The organism is Xanthomonas sp. NCPPB 3200 (genome assembly GCF_056393585.1).
On the sequence record NZ_CM150785.1, the window covers coordinates 4,666,457 to 4,684,690 of the forward strand.

16 protein-coding genes are annotated in these 18,234 nt (G+C 66.3%); 11 read left to right on the forward strand and 5 right to left on the reverse strand.

Annotated features, from left to right (window positions below; translation table 11 throughout):
- Window positions 1–77 precede the first annotated feature (77 nt).
- The gene (locus AC06DU_RS20200; protein WP_435013244.1) at window positions 78–1,460 is read right to left on the reverse strand and encodes a DcaP family trimeric outer membrane transporter; all 1,383 of its coding nucleotides are present in this window, start codon (window positions 1,458–1,460) and stop codon (window positions 78–80) included.
- Between the two features lie 294 nt (window positions 1,461–1,754).
- On the opposite strand from AC06DU_RS20200, the gene acs reads away from it, so the two are divergent.
- Both acs and AC06DU_RS20210 read left to right on the forward strand, forming a co-directional pair.
- Window positions 1,755–3,698 carry an acetate--CoA ligase gene (acs, locus tag AC06DU_RS20205; RefSeq protein WP_478203086.1) on the forward strand — a complete coding sequence of 648 codons (1,944 nt, stop codon included), beginning with the start codon at window positions 1,755–1,757 and terminating at the stop codon, window positions 3,696–3,698.
- A gap of 255 nt (window positions 3,699–3,953) precedes the next feature.
- A complete protein-coding gene (locus tag AC06DU_RS20210; RefSeq protein ID WP_016901792.1) occupies window positions 3,954–4,622 on the forward strand; it encodes a response regulator transcription factor in 669 nt (222 codons plus the stop codon).
- 82 nt (window positions 4,623–4,704) lie between these two features.
- Here the strand turns inward: AC06DU_RS20210 and AC06DU_RS20215 are convergent, their stop codons facing one another.
- On the reverse strand, window positions 4,705–5,202 hold the full coding sequence (locus tag AC06DU_RS20215; RefSeq protein ID WP_065033418.1) for a hypothetical protein: 498 nt from the start codon (window positions 5,200–5,202) through the stop codon (window positions 4,705–4,707).
- Window positions 5,203–5,346: 144 nt separating this feature from the next.
- Between AC06DU_RS20215 and AC06DU_RS20220 the strand changes: the two genes are divergently transcribed.
- The 3 genes from AC06DU_RS20220 (at window position 5,347) to AC06DU_RS20230 (ending at window position 7,529) form a co-directional block, all read left to right on the forward strand.
- Window positions 5,347–6,267 (forward strand): DUF4424 family protein, encoded by a 921-nt coding sequence (locus tag AC06DU_RS20220; protein WP_065033417.1) that lies wholly within the window; start codon window positions 5,347–5,349, stop codon window positions 6,265–6,267.
- A 491-nt stretch (window positions 6,268–6,758) separates the two neighbouring features.
- Window positions 6,759–7,322, forward strand: a complete 564-nt coding sequence (locus AC06DU_RS20225) for a peroxiredoxin family protein (protein WP_179466138.1) — start codon at window positions 6,759–6,761, stop codon at window positions 7,320–7,322.
- Window positions 7,323–7,325: 3 nt separating this feature from the next.
- Window positions 7,326–7,529, forward strand: a complete 204-nt coding sequence (locus AC06DU_RS20230; protein WP_016901788.1) for a hypothetical protein — start codon at window positions 7,326–7,328, stop codon at window positions 7,527–7,529.
- Between the two features lie 115 nt (window positions 7,530–7,644).
- Here AC06DU_RS20230 and AC06DU_RS20235 read toward each other — a convergent pair whose 3' ends face one another.
- Window positions 7,645–9,273, reverse strand: a complete 1,629-nt coding sequence (locus AC06DU_RS20235) for a family 43 glycosylhydrolase (RefSeq protein ID WP_478203087.1) — start codon at window positions 9,271–9,273, stop codon at window positions 7,645–7,647.
- A gap of 338 nt (window positions 9,274–9,611) precedes the next feature.
- Here AC06DU_RS20235 and AC06DU_RS20240 point away from each other — a divergent pair, with 338 nt between their 5' ends.
- From AC06DU_RS20240 to AC06DU_RS20260, 5 genes are all read left to right on the forward strand, one after another.
- Window positions 9,612–10,637 carry an aldo/keto reductase gene (locus AC06DU_RS20240; RefSeq protein WP_478204461.1) on the forward strand — a complete coding sequence of 342 codons (1,026 nt, stop codon included), beginning with the start codon at window positions 9,612–9,614 and terminating at the stop codon, window positions 10,635–10,637.
- Window positions 10,634–11,506 (forward strand): amidohydrolase family protein, encoded by an 873-nt coding sequence (locus tag AC06DU_RS20245; RefSeq protein ID WP_184381443.1) that lies wholly within the window; start codon window positions 10,634–10,636, stop codon window positions 11,504–11,506. Before AC06DU_RS20240 ends, AC06DU_RS20245 begins: the two co-directional genes overlap by 4 nt.
- Window positions 11,503–12,273: an SDR family oxidoreductase gene (locus AC06DU_RS20250; RefSeq protein WP_039521219.1), complete on the forward strand. Its 771-nt coding sequence runs from the start codon at window positions 11,503–11,505 to the stop codon at window positions 12,271–12,273. The genes AC06DU_RS20245 and AC06DU_RS20250 overlap by 4 nt, the downstream gene beginning before the upstream one ends.
- A gap of 158 nt (window positions 12,274–12,431) precedes the next feature.
- Entirely contained in the window at window positions 12,432–13,289 is an 858-nt protein-coding gene (locus AC06DU_RS20255; RefSeq protein ID WP_053054220.1) for a fumarylacetoacetate hydrolase family protein, read from the forward strand.
- A 516-nt stretch (window positions 13,290–13,805) separates the two neighbouring features.
- Complete coding sequence (locus tag AC06DU_RS20260) at window positions 13,806–15,125, forward strand: L-fuconate dehydratase (protein ID WP_349778602.1); 1,320 nt, start codon at window positions 13,806–13,808, stop codon at window positions 15,123–15,125.
- A 255-nt stretch (window positions 15,126–15,380) separates the two neighbouring features.
- Here the strand turns inward: AC06DU_RS20260 and AC06DU_RS20265 are convergent, their stop codons facing one another.
- Both AC06DU_RS20265 and fucP read right to left on the reverse strand, forming a co-directional pair.
- Complete coding sequence (locus AC06DU_RS20265) at window positions 15,381–15,749, reverse strand: L-fucose mutarotase (protein WP_054591868.1); 369 nt, start codon at window positions 15,747–15,749, stop codon at window positions 15,381–15,383.
- Entirely contained in the window at window positions 15,746–17,053 is a 1,308-nt protein-coding gene (fucP, locus tag AC06DU_RS20270) for an L-fucose:H+ symporter permease (RefSeq protein ID WP_054591867.1), read from the reverse strand. Before fucP ends, AC06DU_RS20265 begins: the two co-directional genes overlap by 4 nt.
- Before the next feature lie 180 nt (window positions 17,054–17,233).
- Between fucP and AC06DU_RS20275 the strand changes: the two genes are divergently transcribed.
- The gene (locus AC06DU_RS20275) at window positions 17,234–17,983 is read left to right on the forward strand and encodes an IclR family transcriptional regulator (RefSeq protein WP_478203088.1); all 750 of its coding nucleotides are present in this window, start codon (window positions 17,234–17,236) and stop codon (window positions 17,981–17,983) included.
- Window positions 17,984–18,234: the final 251 nt, after the last annotated feature.

Genomic DNA, 18,234 nt, shown 5'->3' on the forward strand with positions numbered 1-18,234 from the left:
CTCCTGGTAGAGCGCGGGTAAAACGACGGTGGCCTTGCCCGTCCCACCGCAGTGGAACGAGCCGCCGGTGGCAGAAACTAGAAGCTGTACTTGGTGGTGAATTGCAGGCGCGAAATGTCGCCGCTGTCGCCGTTCTCGGCTTCGCGACGGCCATACATCAGCTCCGCGCCCACATCGACCTTGGGCAGCGGCGAATAGAACACGTTGGCGCGGATGCTCTGCTGCGATTTGCTCGCAAGCGCGCCGGTATTGGCGATGTCGTGGTCGTAGTTCACGCGCGAGTACATGACCGTGCTGCGCAGCTTGGCGTTGTAGTCGTGGCGCCAGGCCACCCAGCCGGCGATCGTGCTGACGGTCTGGATATTGCCGTCCATGTCGATCTCCACATCCGAGCCGTTGCCCAGGCCCAGATAGCGCCCCAGGCCCTCGCCGTAGCTGAGCTGGTAGCGCAGATCGTTGTTGGAATTGATGATCCAGCGGCCGCCGCCGGCAATCGCGCCGCCGAAGTCGGTGTCGTTGGTCAGCGCACTGCGCGTACGGTACTGGCGCGCGATCGCCGACAGGCCGAACGTGCCCCAGGTGCCCTTCCAGTTGTAGCGCGCGGTCAGGTCCGGCATCGCACCGTGGTCGGAGGCCAGGATGGTGTTGCCGCCCTGGTAGGGCGTGGTCAGCGTCTCGGGGTTTTCCGCCGACACGCTGAAGGCGCCACGGGTGTAGCGGATCTGGGTCTGACGGCTGAACAGCGCGCCGTCGGTCGGCCCGACGATGTCGGCGGCCTCGGGCAGGATCGTGGAGTCGATGAAGTTGGACCAGGTCTGGCCGGCCAGCCAGTTGTTCCAGCTCACGTAGGCGTGGCGCAGGGTGCCGCCGTACAGATTGTTGACCTGGTTGGCCAGCGCGTTGCCGAAGAAATCCAGTTCGATGAAGCCGGTTATCTTGTCGCCGTTTTCGGTGACGGTGTCCACGCCCAGGTTGAAGCGCGAGAACTTGGCATGGAAGTCGGTATCGGTGCTCGAGGCCTGGCCACCGACCGGCGTCTGGGTCGGGATATACAGGTAACGGCCCACCGCGCCCTCGGGCAACGCGCCGTCGGAGGTGCGGGTGGTCATGAAGTCGGCCTTGATGAAACCACCGTAACGGAACGTTGTCCCCGCCGCTGCGTTCGGTGTGATGCTGGTCAGCTGGATCGGCCGCTTGCCGGCCGGCACTGCAGGCGCGGCCGGTGCCTGTGCCTGCGCGGCGCGCACCTCGGTCACCTGCGTCTGCGTCTGCGTGATCTGGCCCTGCTGTTGTTGCTGCGCCGACACCAGCAGCTGGACCTGACGCTCGAGCTCGGCAATGCGTGCTTCCAGCGCCTTTTCCTTGGCGGTCTGCGCGAACGCCACGCCCGGCAGGATGCTCGCCACGAACAAGGCAGCCGCCAGCGGATGGCGCACCAACGGTGCAGTACGGTGTGTCATGGACCCCTCTCCCCGATAAGGCCTCGCGCTTGATGGCGATGCTGTGCGGAGCGTGAGGCAGTCCGCGCTTTGGAGCCTATTCGCCTTTGGTCGTAGCTGCAACGCAGCATTCCGCAAGGTGACCGATCGTCGCACCAGGGCCGGCAACCGATTGCCGATCGCGCGCTGCGGCGGTTAAGACCAAGGTCTAAGGCGCGGTTGAACGCCGGGACAGAATGGATGCGGCACACTGATTGCCTACCGAGGGCAGCCGCAACGTCCTCTTCCGACAAGTTCATCGCAAGTGAGGGTGCCATGGCTGATGTTTATCCCGTCGATCCCGCGTTCGCCGCCAATGCGCGCATTACGCGCGAGCAGTACGCAACGCTGTACCGCGAATCGATCGAACACCCCGAGCAATTCTGGGGCAAGGCCGCGCAGCGGCTGGAATGGTTCAAGCAACCCACCGAGGTGAAGGACGTCAGCTACGCGCTGGACGATTTCCATATCCGCTGGTTCGGCGACGGCGAGCTCAATGCCAGCGTCAACTGCCTGGACCGCCAGCTGGCCACGCGCGGCGACAAGACCGCGCTGTTGTTCGAACCCGACAGCCCGGATGCGCAGTCCTACCCGGTCACCTATCGCGAGCTGTACGAGCGCGTCTGCAAGCTCGGCAATGCGCTGCGCAATCTCGGCGTCAAGAAGGGCGACCGCGTCACCATCTATCTGCCGATGATCGTCGATGCCGCCGTGGCCATGCTCGCCTGCGCGCGCATCGGTGCGGTGCACTCGGTGGTGTTCGGCGGGTTTGCCGCCAACTCGATCGCCGACCGCGTGGTCGATTGCCAGAGCAAGCTGATCATCACCGCCGACGAAGGCCTGCGCGGCGGCAAGAAGATTCCGCTCAAGGCCAATGTCGATGCGGCGCTGAAACTGCCCGGCACCAACACCGTGGAAACGGTACTGGTGGTGCGCCACACCGGCGGTGCGGTGGAGATGCAGGCACCGCGCGATCGCTGGTTCCACGATGTGGTCGACGGCCAGCCGGCCGAGTGCGAACCCGAGCGCATGAACGCGGAAGATCCGTTGTTCATCCTCTACACCTCCGGTTCCACCGGCAAGCCCAAGGGCGTGCTGCACACCACCGCCGGCTACCTGCTGTTTGCCAGCTACACGCATGAAGTGGTGTTCGACCTGCGCGAGGACGACATCTACTGGTGCACCGCCGACGTGGGCTGGGTCACCGGCCACAGCTACATCGTCTACGGTCCGCTCGCCAACGGCGCCACCGCAGTGATGTTCGAGGGCGTGCCGAACTACCCGAACGTGTCGCGCTTCTGGGAAGTGATCGACAAGCACAAGGTCAGCATCTTCTACACCGCGCCCACCGCGATCCGCGCGCTGATGCGCGATGGCGAGGAGCCGGTCAAGAAGACCTCGCGCAAGAGCCTGCGCCTGCTCGGCAGTGTCGGCGAGCCGATCAATCCGGAAGCCTGGCGCTGGTACTACGAGGTGGTCGGCGACAGCCGCTGCCCGATCGTGGACACCTGGTGGCAGACCGAAACCGGCGGCATCCTGATCTCGCCGCTGGCCGGCGCGGTCGATCTCAAGCCGGGCTCGGCCACCCTGCCGTTCTTCGGCGTGCAGCCGGCACTGGTGGATGCCGAAGGCAAGATCCTGGAAGGCGCCACCGAAGGCAACCTGGTGCTGCTGGATTCGTGGCCGGGGCAGATGCGCTCGGTCTATGGCGACCATCAGCGCTTCATCGACACCTACTTCCGCACCTATCCGGGCAGCTACTTCACCGGCGACGGCTGCCGCCGCGATGCCGATGGCTATTACTGGATCACCGGCCGCGTGGACGATGTGATCAACGTGTCCGGCCACCGCATCGGCACCGCCGAGGTGGAAAGCGCGCTGGTCTCGCACCCGAAGGTCGCCGAAGCGGCCGTGGTCGGCTTCCCGCACGACGTCAAGGGCCAGGGCATCTATGCCTATGTCACCCTGATCGCCGGCGAAACCCCGAGCGAGGAACTGCACAAGGAACTGGTGAGCTGGGTGCGCAAGGAGATCGGCCCGATCGCCTCACCCGATCACCTGCAATGGGCACCGGGCCTGCCCAAGACCCGCTCGGGCAAGATCATGCGCCGCATCCTGCGCAAGATCGCCGAAAACGCACCCGATCAACTCGGCGACACCTCGACCCTGGCCGATCCGTCGGTGGTGGATTCGTTGGTGAGCGAGCGGTTGGCGCGCTGACGCGCGTCGGAATGGGGAATCGGGAGTGGGGAATGGTTAGAGCCGTTCCCTGAGGAGCGGGGAGTAAATGTTCGGATTGGGGACTCGTAAAAGCGGTCCCCGGTCCACTCCTCTCCACTGCAGATCTTGATTTTCAACCCCGTCACACTGACCTCGCCATTACCTCGCCGTCGCCGTCTTGCTGTTGCTTGCCTTGCTGCCTTCGCTGTTGCCTTTGCAATTCCCCACTCCCAATTCCCGATTCCCAGCCCCTCCATGACCACCCTGCTGATCGCCGATGACCATCCCCTGTTCCGTGAGGCCTTGCGCGGGGCTGTGCAGCGCGTGATGCCGGGGGTGCAGTTGTTCGAGGCCGACACGGTGGATGCGCTGTACACCCTGGCCGATGCGCAACCGGATGCCGATCTGTTGTTGATGGATCTCAACATGCCGGGCGCGCAGGGATTCAGCGCGCTGGTGCATATGCGCTCGCTGCATCCGCAGCTGCCGGTGGTGGTGGTGTCGGCACGCGAAGAGCCGACGGTGATGCGGCGTGCGATCGACCATGGCGCGTTCGGGTTCATTCCCAAGTCCGCCGATTCGGACACTATCGGCCGTGCCCTGGCTACGGTGCTCGATGGCGAGCGCTGGATCCCGGCCGAAGCGCAGAACCTGCCGCCGACCGACAGCGAAGAACGCGAAGTGGGCCAGCGCCTGCGCGATCTCACTCCGCAACAGTTCCGCGTGCTGCAGATGCTCGGCGCCGGGCGTCTCAACAAGCAGATCGCCTACGACCTGGGCGTGTCCGAGGCCACCATCAAGGCGCATGTCACCGCGATCCTGCGCAAGCTCGGCGTCACCAACCGCACCCAGGCGGTGCTGATGGCCGGCAAGCTCGCCATCGATGCCGACGGCATCGTGCTGCCGCCGCCTGAAGAGGACTGAGCGCGTTCGTCGGCCGGCCTGCGAAAACGAAGGCCGATCGCCGCAGCGAAGCGGCGCGTGAGGTCACCACCACAGACGGCAATCAGCGCAACGGCTGGCCCGTGCAGACCTTCGACGCGCTTTGCGGCGAGGGCACATGCCACACCGCGTTTTCGTTTTCGTCCTCGCCTTCATAGATCGCATAGCGCCCGTCGTCCTGGCGATGCATGGTGGGGCTGAAGGTGACGAAATCGGTGCGGCCGTCGGGGCCGATGAAATGCATGTCGCCTCCGCACACGATATTGGAATTGGTTTCCGTCCCCAGGGCAGCGCAGGTGATTTGCGAGGTTTCCGCGCGCACCACGCGACTCACGCGTGGCCGGACCAGCCCGCGATCGGCGGCGTCGCAGAAGTAATCGGCAAGCACCGTGCGCATCTCACGCTGCGACGGCATCCAGGGCGGACAGCTGCTGTAAGCATCGGCGGTGCAGCTTGAGACCACGGCGGCAGGCTGGCTGCGATCGGGCGCAGCAGCGAGGCTGTCTTGCAGTGGCAGCATCAGGCAGGCGGCGACAGCCAGCAGGGAAACGTAGGAAGGCATCGGAGCGTGGGATTGGAGTGCGCAGGGCGTGCGACTGTACGCCATGCGCAGTTGATGCCATGCATGCCCGCGCTGCGGCATCGGCAGGTGCGTGGCATGCTGTGCGCCTGCGGCGCGTCGGTGCGTGCCAGTGCCAGGGGATCCATGCAGCCACTCTCTTTTCCGCGCGGCCCGCTCGGGTTGGTCCTTGCGCTGGCCGTATTCGGCTGCGGCAGTGCGCAGGCCAACGACAGCAGCTTCGGCGACGACAACGGCACCATCCGGCTGTTGCATCAGCCCGATATCAGCATGGACAAGGAAGCGCTGCTGCTCAGCGAGGAGCGCGTGCAGGTGGACTACGTGTTCACCAACCACAGCGCGCGCGCATTGAGCGTGCCGATCGCCTTCCCGATGCCGCCGATGTATTTCGGCATGGCCGATCACAGCGAACTGACCGATTTCAACCTGTGGGTGGACGGCAAACCGGTGACCACCACGCGCAAGCTGGTGGTGTTGCTGGACGATGGCAGCGACATCTCCAAGGCATTCGCCGCCACCGGCTGGAGCACCGACGATATCGCCGCGTTCGCCGAATCGGGCAACGTGCCGACCGGGCGCACGCCGTTGCCGGCGCGCTGGATCGACCGGGACCAGCAACCGCGCTTCACGCTCAGCGAGTACTTCGTCTGGCAACAGCTCTTCCCGGCACGGGGCAGTGTGCAGATCCGGCATGCCTACGCGCCCAGCCTGTCCACCGGCGTGCCGCAGGGCAGCGCGTTCCTGCTGGAGTCGTATGCAAAGCGCACCTGCATCGAACCGGCGACCAAGGCCAGCATGCAGCGGCGCGAGGGTGCGCACGGCCTGGGCTGGGCCAACCTGCGTTATGTGCTGACCACCGGCAAGAACTGGAACGGCCCGATCAAGGACTTCCAGCTGACCATCCGCAAGCAGGCCGCCAGCGACATCCTCAGCCTGTGCTTCGACGGCGCGCTGAAGAAGATCGACCCGCTGACCTTCCAGTTCAGGCAGGCCGACTTCGTGCCGATGCGCGATCTGGAGCTGCTGTTCGTGCGCGGCGTGGAGTGACCGGCGGGGCCAGCACCGGCTAGCCGAACGCGCGTCTGCCTGCTGCCAGCGCGTTGCAGACGCGCTGCAGATCAGCGCTGATGGATCGCGCACCGCTTGTGTTCGCCTGGCGGCAGGGCGCCGCGTCATCGGTCGGCAATGGTCGGTGCCAGCGGCAAGGATCAGATGACGGCGGCAACGCTCGCAGCCACCGATCGCAGGAACACGCGCAGTCGCCGCACGCACTCTTTCATCGATGGTTCGGATAGTGCTGCGTGCCCCGCAGACACGGCGCACTGTTGATCGACACACCACCGTTGCGCAATCGCTGCCTGCCGACCGCGGCGCCACTGGCAAGCCCAAGCGCAGCGGCGTGACCGCTTCCACACCCCCGCACCGCGCGACATCGCAGTTGTCGATATCACCATTGACCATCAGCTCATGCCTGGGCAAGGCTCGGGCTTGATGACGCTACTGGAGCTGGCATGGCGCGACGTTTCCCCTGGCTCTGGATCGGGCTACTGATTGCCTGTGCATTGATCGCGGTGCTGGCATGGCAGAACAAGCAGCTGCGCGCGCAGCAGCAGTTGCTGCAGGCCCGCATCAGCGCGCCGTATGACGGCATGTACGTGCCGCGCATCGAAGTCACCGATACCGCCGGCCAGCGTCATCTGCTCGGCGTGCCGCAGGGACAGGCGCAGGTGCTGTTCTTCTTCACCACCACCTGCCCGTATTGCCAGCGCTCGGCCCCTACCGTGCTGCGTGCGGCGCGGCAGCTGCAGGCCAATCTGCCCGGCCGTCCGCAGTTGCTCGGCGTGTGCCAGTGCGACGCGACGCAGGCTGCGCGCTATGCGCATGTGCATGGCTTCGATTTTCCGGTGGTCACGTTGACCGATCGTCGCGCGTTGATGCTGTTTCGCGCGCGCAACGTGCCACTGCTGATGGCCATCGACGGGCAGGGGCGCGTGCGCCATTCCCGACTTGGCGTCTTCGATACCACGGAGCAGGTGCAGGACCTGGTCGCCGCCTTGCGCCGCACGGATGCGCCAGCGGCTTTGGCAACGGTGAAGGAGTAATGCATGAAGAAGCGTTGGGGTACCTTGCGGACGGCGTTGATGGCGGCCACGTTCCTGGCCAGTACCGGTTTCGGTGCGTTCCAGGTGATGGCGGTCGATAACGCACAGCCGAAGACCGAATCGTGTAGTGCGTGGGCCTGCAAAGCCGAATGTCCGGAGTTTGGCGGCGACCTGGGGCAGGGCAACGTCTGCTACTGCTGCGGCTGACAGCGGTTATCACACCTACTGCGCAGTTCAGCCTCATCAGTCGCTGTAGGTCTGACGGCGGGGTCCCCCCGGGCCCCGCCGTTTGCCGGCATCGCCGCGTGCGGCAGCACCGCGCTCAGCGCAGCGCGCGATAGCGGAAATCGCGCAACACCACTGCGCCCTGCTGTGCGGCGTAGATGCCGAGCTGCAGGCTCAGGAAGCCGCCGAACACGTTGTGGTGGAAGCCGGACATTTCCATGCGCGTCGGGTGGCGGATCCACTGCCGGCCCTGGTCGAACGAATAGTCGAAGGTCACCACATGCGCCTCGTTGCTCAGACGCAGGCGGATGCGTCGGTGCGTGTTGGGCGCGCGTGCCCACACCAGTTCTTCTGAATACTCGTAGGTCTTGATGGTGTCGGGCGTAACGCCGATGCCGACGAAGGCCTTGTGGTTGTAGAACAGCAACAGGCCGCCCTCGGCATTGCCGATGAGTTCCAGCGCGACCTCGGCGACGTAGCCGCGATCGGGCACGCCGCAGGTCAGTGGCGAGCTGTCGGCCGGCGAGCTGCCGGAACAGGCCAGCGTGAGCGACCGATCTGCCCGTTGCACGCGCGCCTGCTCGCCGGGCCCGGGCGCATGCAGGCTCCATTGGGTGCCGAACCTGTCGCTGGAAAAATCGTCGGACAAGGCGAAACCGCTGAGCGCCGCGTTGCCGGTGGCGTTTGCGCGTGCAGGCGTGCGCAATGGCCTGGACAGATCGCCACCGGTGGCGCGGAACCAGCCATCGGTGGTCCACTCGATCGGCTCCAGCAGGGTCTGCCGGCCCAGCGTGCGGAAGCCGTTTTCGTAGCCGTGATAGACCATCCACCAGTCGCCACGCGGCCCTTCCACCAGCGTGGCATGCCCGCGCGACCACCACGGCTCCTGTTCGGACTGGGTGCGTACCAGCGGGTTGTGTGGGCAGTGCTCCCACGGCCCGTGCACCGAGCGCGCACGCGCGGCGATGACCATATGCCCGGTGACCGGACCGGCGGTGCCGCCGACTGCGGTGACCAGGTACAACCAACCGTCGTGCCAGGTCAGCTTGGGGCCTTCGGGGGCAAAGTTCTCCACGATCCAGTCGTCGGGATAGCGCCAGGGCGCGTAGGCCGGTTCCACCTGCCCGTCGGTGGCCAGGCCGTCGTCGCGCAGGCGCACCTTGCGGATGCCGTTGACGAACAGGTAGCGCTTGCCGTCCTCGCCCAGCACATGGCCGGGGTCGATGCAGCCGGCGATCTGCAGATCGATCGGGTCGCTCCAGGGTCCGCGGATGTCGTCGGCCCAGATCACGAAGATCGACCAGCCGGTGTCGTCCGGATTGGCCGGGATATAGATGAAATAGCGGCCATCGTGCTTGCACAGGTCCAGTGCCCAGATCGTGCCCAGCTGCTTGCGCAGCGCCGGGCCGAGCGGCGTCCAGTTGACCAGGTCGGTGGAATGCCACAGCACGATGCCCGGATAGGAAAGGAACGACGAAAACGTCATGTAGTAGTCGTCGCCATCCTTGAGGATGGTGGGGTCGGGGTGATCGCCGGCCACGATGGGATTGAGGTAGCTGCCGTTGCCCAGGTCTGCCTTGCGCTGGCCTTCGATACCGCGCGCCCACTGCGGGGTGCCGGTGCAGGCCGCACGCGCGTCGCCCGCCAGTGCGGCCGGCGACAGCGGGGCGACGACGGCGCCGGCGGCAAGCACCTTGAACAGGTCCCGGCGGGTGGTGGTTGGCATGGGTGCGCGTTCGTGCGGGACGGGCTGGTATCTAGCCCCAGGTATCGGACCGGGGCAACCGCGCAGGCGGCGTTATAGGAAGCGCTCATGCCAGCTGCGGATTTCGACATAGATCAGCTGCCACGGCGTGCGGGGCTTGCAAGCGGGCAAGGTGCTGGAATCCACACATTTCGCACGTGCTGAACGCCGCCGGCTGCAATGCTGCACTGCAGCGTGATCTGTTCACTTATGATTGCGATATTCATATGCGAACAGTCCGGCACCGGCCGGCTGGTGGACGTTGTGATGCCCAGTGACTGCTTCAACGATTGCGTCAGCACCTGTTCGGCGACCGCCCGATGCGCGGAGCGTGCTGCGTGACCATTACGCGGCAGCGTCTGGGCAACACCGACGTGCAGCTCTCGGCACTGGGCTTTGGCGCCGCGCCGATCGGCAATCTGTATGCCGAGGTCGACGAGGGCCAGGCACTGGCCGCCGTGGCGGCTGCGTTCCAGGCCGGCATCCGCCATTTCGATACCGCGCCGTACTACGGCTATGGGCTGAGCGAGAGCCGCCTGGGCCGTGGCCTGGCCGGCGTGCCGCGCGGCGCGTATACGCTGTCGACCAAGGTCGGCCGCTGCATCTACGACGATGCGCAGGCCGCCGCCGGGCGCGACGGCTTTGCGGTGGCGGGCCGCCGCGCCGAGTTCGACTACAGCGCCAATGGCGTGCGGCGCGCGTTCGCCTCCAGCCTGGAGCGCCTGGGCACCGACTACATCGACGTGCTGCTGCTGCACGACATCGGTGCGCTGACCCACGGCGACAACCACGCCAACGTGCTGCGCCAGGCCTTGGAGGAGGCCTTGCCGGCGATGGCGGAGCTGAAGGCGGCCGGTGCCTGCGGGGCGATCGGGCTGGGCGTCAACGAGCAGGACGTGGCACTGGAGGTGCTGCCACGCTTTCCGCTCGACTGCGTGATGCTGGCCGGCCGCTACACGCTGCTGGAACAGCACGGCGCCCGCGCCCTGCTCGAGCAGGCGCAGCAGCGCAACGTGGCGATCCTGTCGGCCGGCCCGTACAGCTCCGGCCTGCTCAGCGACGCACGCGGCCCCGGCGCCACCTACAACTACGCCCCGGTCGACGCCGCCACACTGCAGCATGCGCAGCGCCTGTACGCGGCCTGCGCGGCATTCGAGGTGGATATCGGCGCGGCGGCGTTGCAGTTTCCGCTGGCACATCCGGCGGTGACCACGGTGGTGGCCGGCATGCGGACGGTGGCCGAGGTGCAATCGGCCGCCGCGCGCCTGCAGGTGCCAATCGCACCGGCACTGTGGCAGCGCCTGCGCGATGGCGGCCTGCTCGACGCGGACCTGCCCACGCCATGAGCCGCATCGACGCACACCTGCATTTCTGGCAGCTGGCCCGTGGCGATTACCACTGGCTGACGCCCGAGCTGGCGCCGCTGTATCGCGACTTCGGCCCCGCCGATATCGGCCAGGCGCTGGACGCTGCCGATATGGAGGGCGTGGTGGTGGTGCAGGCGGCCGCGACCGAGGCCGAAACCCGCTACCTGTTCGAGCTGGCGCGCGCCGATGCGCGTATTGCCGGCGTGGTCGGTTGGGTCGATTTCGCCGCGCCCGACGCGGCCGCGCGCATCGACGCGCTGGTGCAGGCCGGCGGCGGCGTGCTCAAGGGTCTGCGCCCCATGGTGCAGGACATCGCCGATGTGCAATGGCTGGCCCAGCCCGAACTGGATGCCGCCTTCGACGCCCTGCTCGCGCACGACCTGGCCTTCGACGCCCTGATCCGCAGCGTGCATGTGCCGGCGCTGCAGGCACGCCTGAAGCGCCATCCGCAGCTGCGCGTGGTCATCGATCACGGCGGCAAGCCGCAGATCGCCGCAGGCGAATTCGTCGCCTGGGCCGCCGGCATGGCCGCGCTGGCGCAGCATCCCAATGTGCACTGCAAACTCTCCGGCCTGCTCACCGAAGCAGCGCGCGGCGCCGGCGTGGAGGCGCTGGCACCGTATGTCGCGCATCTGTTCGCACGCTTCGGCCCGCAGCGTGTGCTGTGGGGCAGCGACTGGCCGGTGCTGACCCAGCGTGCCGATTACGCGCAGTGGTTCGACATCGCACAACAGCTGGTCGCCACATACGCCGACGGCCATGCCGGAGCGGTGTTCGGCGATAACGCACGCACGTTCTATCGTCTGCCACGGCCGGCGGCCCCCACCCACGGAACCTCTTCGGTATGACTGTCTCGATCCCTGCAACTCCCAACGACCGCCTGCATGGCAAGCGCTGCCTGATCACCGCCGCCGGCGCCGGCATCGGCCGCGAAAGCGCGCTGGCTTGCGCACGCGCAGGTGCGCAGGTGATCGCCACCGATATCGACGCCGCTGCCCTGCAGGCGCTGGCGGCCGAATCGGAGGCCATCACCACCCAGCTGCTGGATGTCACCGACGCGGCGGCGGTTGCCGCGCTGGTCGCGGCGCACGGCCCGTTCGATGTGCTGTTCAACTGCGCCGGCTTCGTGCACCAGGGCAGCATTCTCGATTGCGACGAGCCGGCCTGGCGGCGCTCGTTCTCGATCAACGTCGATGCGATGTACTACACCTGCAAGGCGGTGCTGCCGGGCATGCTCGAACGCGGCCGCGGCAGCATCATCAACATGTCCTCGGTGGCCTCCAGCATCAAGGGCGTGCCCAACCGCTTCGTCTATGGCGTGACCAAGGCCGCCGTGATCGGCCTGAGCAAGGCCATTGCCGCCGATTACGTGGCCCAGGGCGTGCGTTGCAACGCGATCTGCCCCGGCACCATCAAGACGCCGTCGCTGGGCCAGCGCGTCAAGGCGCTGGGCGGCGACGAACAGGCGGTGTGGAAGAGCTTCACCGACCGCCAGCCGATGGGCCGCCTGGGCGACCCGCGCGAGATCGCACAGCTGGTGGTGTACCTGGCCTCGGACGAATCGTCGTTCACCACCGGCCAGACCCACATCATCGATGGCGGCTGGTCAAACTGAGCGCGGCAACGCACCGTCGTGCCGCGCACCGTAACGTGGGCGGCCAGTGCCGGATGCGACTTGTAGTGGCTTGATTTGAGCACGCCGTCCTTATCCACCCGATGCATGCGCGCTAGCGTTGCTGGCCGCTCCATTCCTCACCTGCAAAGGAAGACTGCATGAAACTCGTACGCGTTGGCGCCCCCGGCCAGGAACGTCCTGGCCTGATCGATGGCGAAGGCCGCATCCGCGATTTGAGCGGCGTGATCGACGATGTGGCCGGCGAGCACATCACCAATGCCGGCCTGGACAAACTGCGTGCGCTGGACGTGTCCACGCTGCCGCTGCTCGAAGGCGAGCTGCGCTATGGCGCCGCAGTGGGGCAGATCGGCAAGTTCATCTGCGTGGGGTTGAACTACGCCGACCACGCGGCCGAATCGGGCATGGACGTGCCCAAGATGCCGATCCTTTTCATGAAGGCCACCACTGCGGTGACCGGCCCCAACGACACCGTGATCATCCCGCGCGGCTCGGTCAAGAGCGACTGGGAAGTGGAACTGGGCGTGGTGATCGGCGATGTGGCGCGCGATGTGTCGGTGGACGACGCGCTGAACCACGTCGCCGGCTACGCGGTCATCAACGATCTGTCCGAGCGCGAGTTCCAGCTCGAGCATGGCGGCCAGTGGGTCAAGGGCAAGAGCGCCGACACCTTCGGCCCGATCGGCCCGTGGCTGGTCACCCGCGATGAAATCGCCGACCCGCAGAACCTGTCGATGTGGCTGGAGGTCAATGGCCACCGCTACCAGAACGGCAGCACCCGCACGATGGTGTTCGGCGTGGCCGAACTGGTCAGCCACATCAGCCGCTATATGACGCTGATGCCGGGCGATGTGATCAGCACCGGCACCCCGCCCGGCGTGGGCCTGGGCCAGAAGCCGCCGGTGTACCTGAAGCCGGGCGACGTGATGGAACTGGAGATCGAAGGCCTGGGCCGCCAGCGCCAGCCGGTGGTGGCGCATCCGCGTGATGCTGCCTAAAGCCCCTCTCCCACCGGGGCACTAAGGCACGGCTTGCGCGCCACTGGCGCGCGTGCGTTGGTGCGCCCGCGCCGCAAGCGCGGGCCTGGGTGCGTAGCGGGAGTTGGGGTGAGGGTACGTAGCGACATATCCAGGCAGTTCGTCGCGATGTGCGTTTGCCGTCAGGCGTGACATGTCGGCATGTGTGTTGATGTGTCATGCGCAAATTTTTCAAGCGGCGTGCGAGAGCGTTGAACTTCCAGGTGCTGTCGCGCGTTGGTATCCACACGCAGTTGGTCGTGCAGTGATGCGTTGATCTGTGTTGTTCGTTGATCTGTGTCGCAAGCGCATGCGTACCTGCAACGCTTCAATACAGTCGGCGCTTCGCGTCCGTATCCTCACCCCAACCCCTCTCCCGGGGGGAGAGGGGCTCTGGCGCCCGTCTCCGTTTCCGTTCTCCGTTTCCGTTTCCGTTTCCGTTTCCGTTTCCGTTTTATTTCGCGCGTTTTATTCCCGTTTCCATCGCCCAGGACTTCAATGAGCACCATCATCGCCCTCGACACCCACGACGTCCGCTTCCCCACCTCGCGCGAGCTGGATGGGTCGGATGCGATGAATCCGGATCCGGACTACTCGGCCGCCTACGTCGTGCTGCGCACCGATGCGTCGGATGGCCTGGCCGGCTACGGCCTGGTGTTCACCATCGGCCGCGGCAACGATGTGCAGACCGCCGCGGTGGCCGCACTGGCCGAGCACGTGGTCGGCCTGTCGGTCGAGGAAGTCATTGCCGATCTGGGTGCGTTCGCACGCCGGCTCACCAACGACTCGCAGCTGCGCTGGCTGGGCCCGGAAAAGGGCGTGATGCACATGGCGATCGGCGCGGTGATCAACGCCGCCTGGGACCTGGCCGCACGCGCGGCGAAAAAGCCGCTGTGGCGCTACATCGCCGAGCTCAGCCCGGAGCAGTTGGTCGATACCATCGACTTCCGCTACCTCACCGACGCGCTCACCCGCGACGAAGCGCTGGCAATCCTGCGCAATGCGCAACCGCAGCGTGCGCAGCGCATCGCCACGCTGATCGAACAGGGCTATCCCGCCTACACCACTTCGCCCGGCTGGCTCGGCTACTCCGACGAAAAGCTGGTGCGCCTGGCAAAAGAAGCCGTCGCCGATGGCTTCCGCACCATCAAGCTCAAGGTCGGCGCCAACGTGCAGGACGACATCCGCCGCTGCCGCCTGGCGCGTGAGGCGATCGGCCCGGACATCGCGATGGCGGTGGATGCCAACCAGCGCTGGGACGTGGGCCCGGCGATCGACTGGATGCGCCAGCTGGCCGAATTCGACATCGCCTGGATCGAGGAACCGACCAGCCCGGACGACGTGCTCGGCCACGCCGCGATCCGCCAGGGCATCACCCCGGTGCCGGTCTCCACCGGCGAGCACACCCAGAACCGCGTGGTGTTCAAGCAGCTGCTGCAGGCCGGCGCGGTGGACCTGATCCAGATCGACGCCGCGCGCGTGGGCGGCGTCAACGAAAACCTCGCCATCCTGCTGCTGGCCGCCAAGTTCAACATCCGCGTGTTCCCGCATGCCGGCGGCGTCGGCCTGTGCGAACTGGTGCAACACCTGGCCATGGCCGACTTCGTCGCCATCACCGGCAAGATGGAAGACCGCGCGATCGAATTCGTCGACCACCTGCACCAGCACTTCCTGGACCCGGTGCGCATCCAGCACGGCCGCTACCTGGCCCCGCAAGCCGCCGGCTTCTCCGCCGAGATGCACCCGGACTCCATCGCGGAATTCAGCTACCCCGACGGCCGTTTCTGGGTCGAAGACCTGGCCACGGCAAAGGCCTAATCCAACGCACCGCCTCACCTAATCCCAGGATGTCGTAGGAGCGGCTCAAGCCGCGACAGGCGTTCCCGATGGCCCGATCGCGACCGCTTCTGCTTGGCACATCTGCGATGCAGCCGTTACGCCTGCGCAGCGCCACTCACGCTGCGCCCGCAAAAGACACCTGTTTCGACGCCCGGCGGCAGCGGCAGCAAAGACACTCAAGACCAGCGCCCCACAACGGAGCCAACACATCCGCAAGAAACGCAGGCCAACACCCTAACCCTGCCCCGCTCCAACCGCTGCACTCAAGGCAAAGATCTGCCCGGCCTCGCGCCACTTCTCTCCCGGCGCACTGCCAGGCAACGGCTTTTGAAACCGCCACATCAAGTCTTCCCAGGCCTGGATACGCGGATCGGCCGCATCCCGCGCCGCCTTGGCCGCCGGATCGTAGTCGTCGCCGACCTCCATCAGCATCACAAGGCGGTCGCCGCTGCGAAAGATCTCCAGCTCCTGGATACCGGCCTGCTGCAGCGAGGTCACCACTTCCGGCCAGACCTCGCTGGGCCGATGCCAACGCTCGTACTCGGCGATCAACTGCGGATCGTCGTGCAGATCCAGCACATAACACAGACGCCGCGTGCTCATGCGCCCACTCCTGCAACCACCGGCGCAGCGCGGCGCGCACGCAACGCGAACAGCAGGATCACCGCAAAACATCCACCCGGTACCACCATCGCCCAGTGGATACCGGCCATGTCCGACACCGCGCCCATCACCGCCGTCAGCAGCGCGCCACCGATGATGGACATCACCAGCAACGACGAGCCCAGCTTGCGCGCATCGTCATGCATGCCATCCAGGCCCAGCGCAAAGATGGTCGGGAACATCACCGACATGAACACGCTGGCAGCCACCAGCGCGTACAAGCCGGTCCAACCCGGCAACGCGATAGCAACGGCGCACAACACCAGATTGATCGTCGCAAAACTCGCCAGCAACCTGGCCGGCGCCAGATAGCGCAACAGCGCGGTGCCGACAAAGCGGCCGGCCATGAACAGCACCAGCGAGATGGTCAGGTAGGTGGCGGCGGTTTTTTCCGGCGTGCCCGGCACCGCATCCTGCAGATAGCGGATCAGATAGCTCCAGATGCCGACCTGCGCACCCACGTAGAAGAACTGCGCCACCACCGAAAACATGAAGCGCCGATTGCGCAGCAGTTCGCCGAAGCGTGCACGCTTGGGCGCCACGCCGCTATCGCTCTCCGGCGCGCCGGTGGGAAAGCGCACCAGCGCGATCAGGATCGCCCACAGCACCACCACGGCGCCGATGATCAGATAGGGCGTCTGCACGGCTGAGGATTCGGCGGCAAAGAACGCCTCGCGCGCGGCCGGTGCCATTGCCGCCAGTTCGGCCGGCGTGTGTTCCACCCCGGAGAAGATGAAGTGCTGGCCGACCAGTACGCCAGTGATCGAGCCCAAGGGGTTGAATGCCTGGGCCAGATTCAACCGCCGCGCCGCGCCTTCTGCCGGGCCGAGCACGGTCACCAGTGGATTGGCGGTGGTTTCCAGGAAGGCCAGGCCGCTGGCGATCACGAACAAGGCCAGCAGGAACAGCCAGTAGGTATGCACCTGCGCAGCCGGATAGAACAGGAACGCGCCGCAGGCATACAACAGCAGGCCCAGCACCACGGCCGCCTTGTAGCTGTAGCGGCGCATGAACATCGCCGCCGGCATCGCGAACACGAAATAGCCCAGGTAGAACGCGCTCTGGACCAGCCCGGCCTGCAGGTCGGTCAGCTCGAAGGCCTTCTTGAACTGCTTGATCAGGATGTCGTTGAGGTTGTTGGCCATGCCCCACAAAAAGAACAGGCTCACGATCAACAACAGGGGAACCATGGCGGTACGCGCCAGGTTGCCGCGCGGTGACGCGGCAATGTCACTGTGATGCATGCGACCGATCCCCTCCCAAGGCTGTGGCGCTTGCGTTGCTGTGCGGCGAGCGTACTGCGCACGCCAGCGCCATGCAAATATAAAATCTTTGTTTATATTTGCACGCAAGCGCCACATCTCACCGCTGCCCGCGATGCCTGTACCCTGGCGCGCCGCAGTCTTGCCTGGAGCCGCAAACGGATGAGCACCGAACCCGCCAAGTACCGTGCCCCTGCCCTGGACAAGGGCCTGGACATCCTCGAGCTGCTCGCCCGCCAGGCGCAGCCGATGAGCATGGGCGCGATCTCGCAAGGCATCGGCCGCTCGCGCGGGGAGATCTTCCGCATGCTGCAGGTGCTGGAGGAGCGCGGTTATCTCACCCGCGACGGCGAGAGCGACTACGTGCTGACCAATCGGTTGTTCATGCTCGGCATGCAGCAGCCGCAGGTGCAGAGCATCAGCGAAGCGGCACTACCGGTGATGCGGCGGCTGGCCGATGCGATCTGTCAGCCCTGCCACCTGGTGGCGCCGTCCGGCGACCAGATCGTGGTGATCGCGCAGATGGACGTGCCCAGCGACCTGGGCCTGGTGGTGCGCCCGGGCCACCGCCGCCCATTGACCCATTCCAGCTCCGGGCTGGTGCTGTTCGCGTTCCAGCAGCCGGAGGTGCAGGCGCGCTGGCTGGACATGCTCGACGCCAGCGAGGTGCCGTTCGAGCGTGCGCAGTTCCTCGCCGCCGCCGCGCAGGCCCGCAACGATGGCTACGCCATGCAACCCAGCGAAGCGGTGGTGGGCGTGGTCGACCTGACCGCACCGATCCTGCAACGCGGCAGTGCGACCTATACGCTCACCGTTCCCTTCATCGCGCGCCGCCCGGAGCTGGTCGGCCCGCACGCGGCCTTGCAGGCCCTGTGTGCGGCGACGGCGGAGATTTCCGCCGCGTTGATGTAGCCGCGACCCGCGCCGGGAGTCTGCGTCGGCGCTGGTGTTTCTGTTGCTCGCTTCCGAAGGCTGACTTCTGCCGTCCTCCCGCAGCGCGGCCGGCCCTGTGCATGGAGCGCAGCGCGCTCGTTCCGCAGCGCTGCGATGGCAGCCTGGCCATCGCACTCCACCCGAACCGCTTAAGCAGCACCTGCGGCATCGCAAGCCGTGCACATCGAGACGCCGGGGAGATCGCAGCATCGTTGCCGATCGCTGCACTC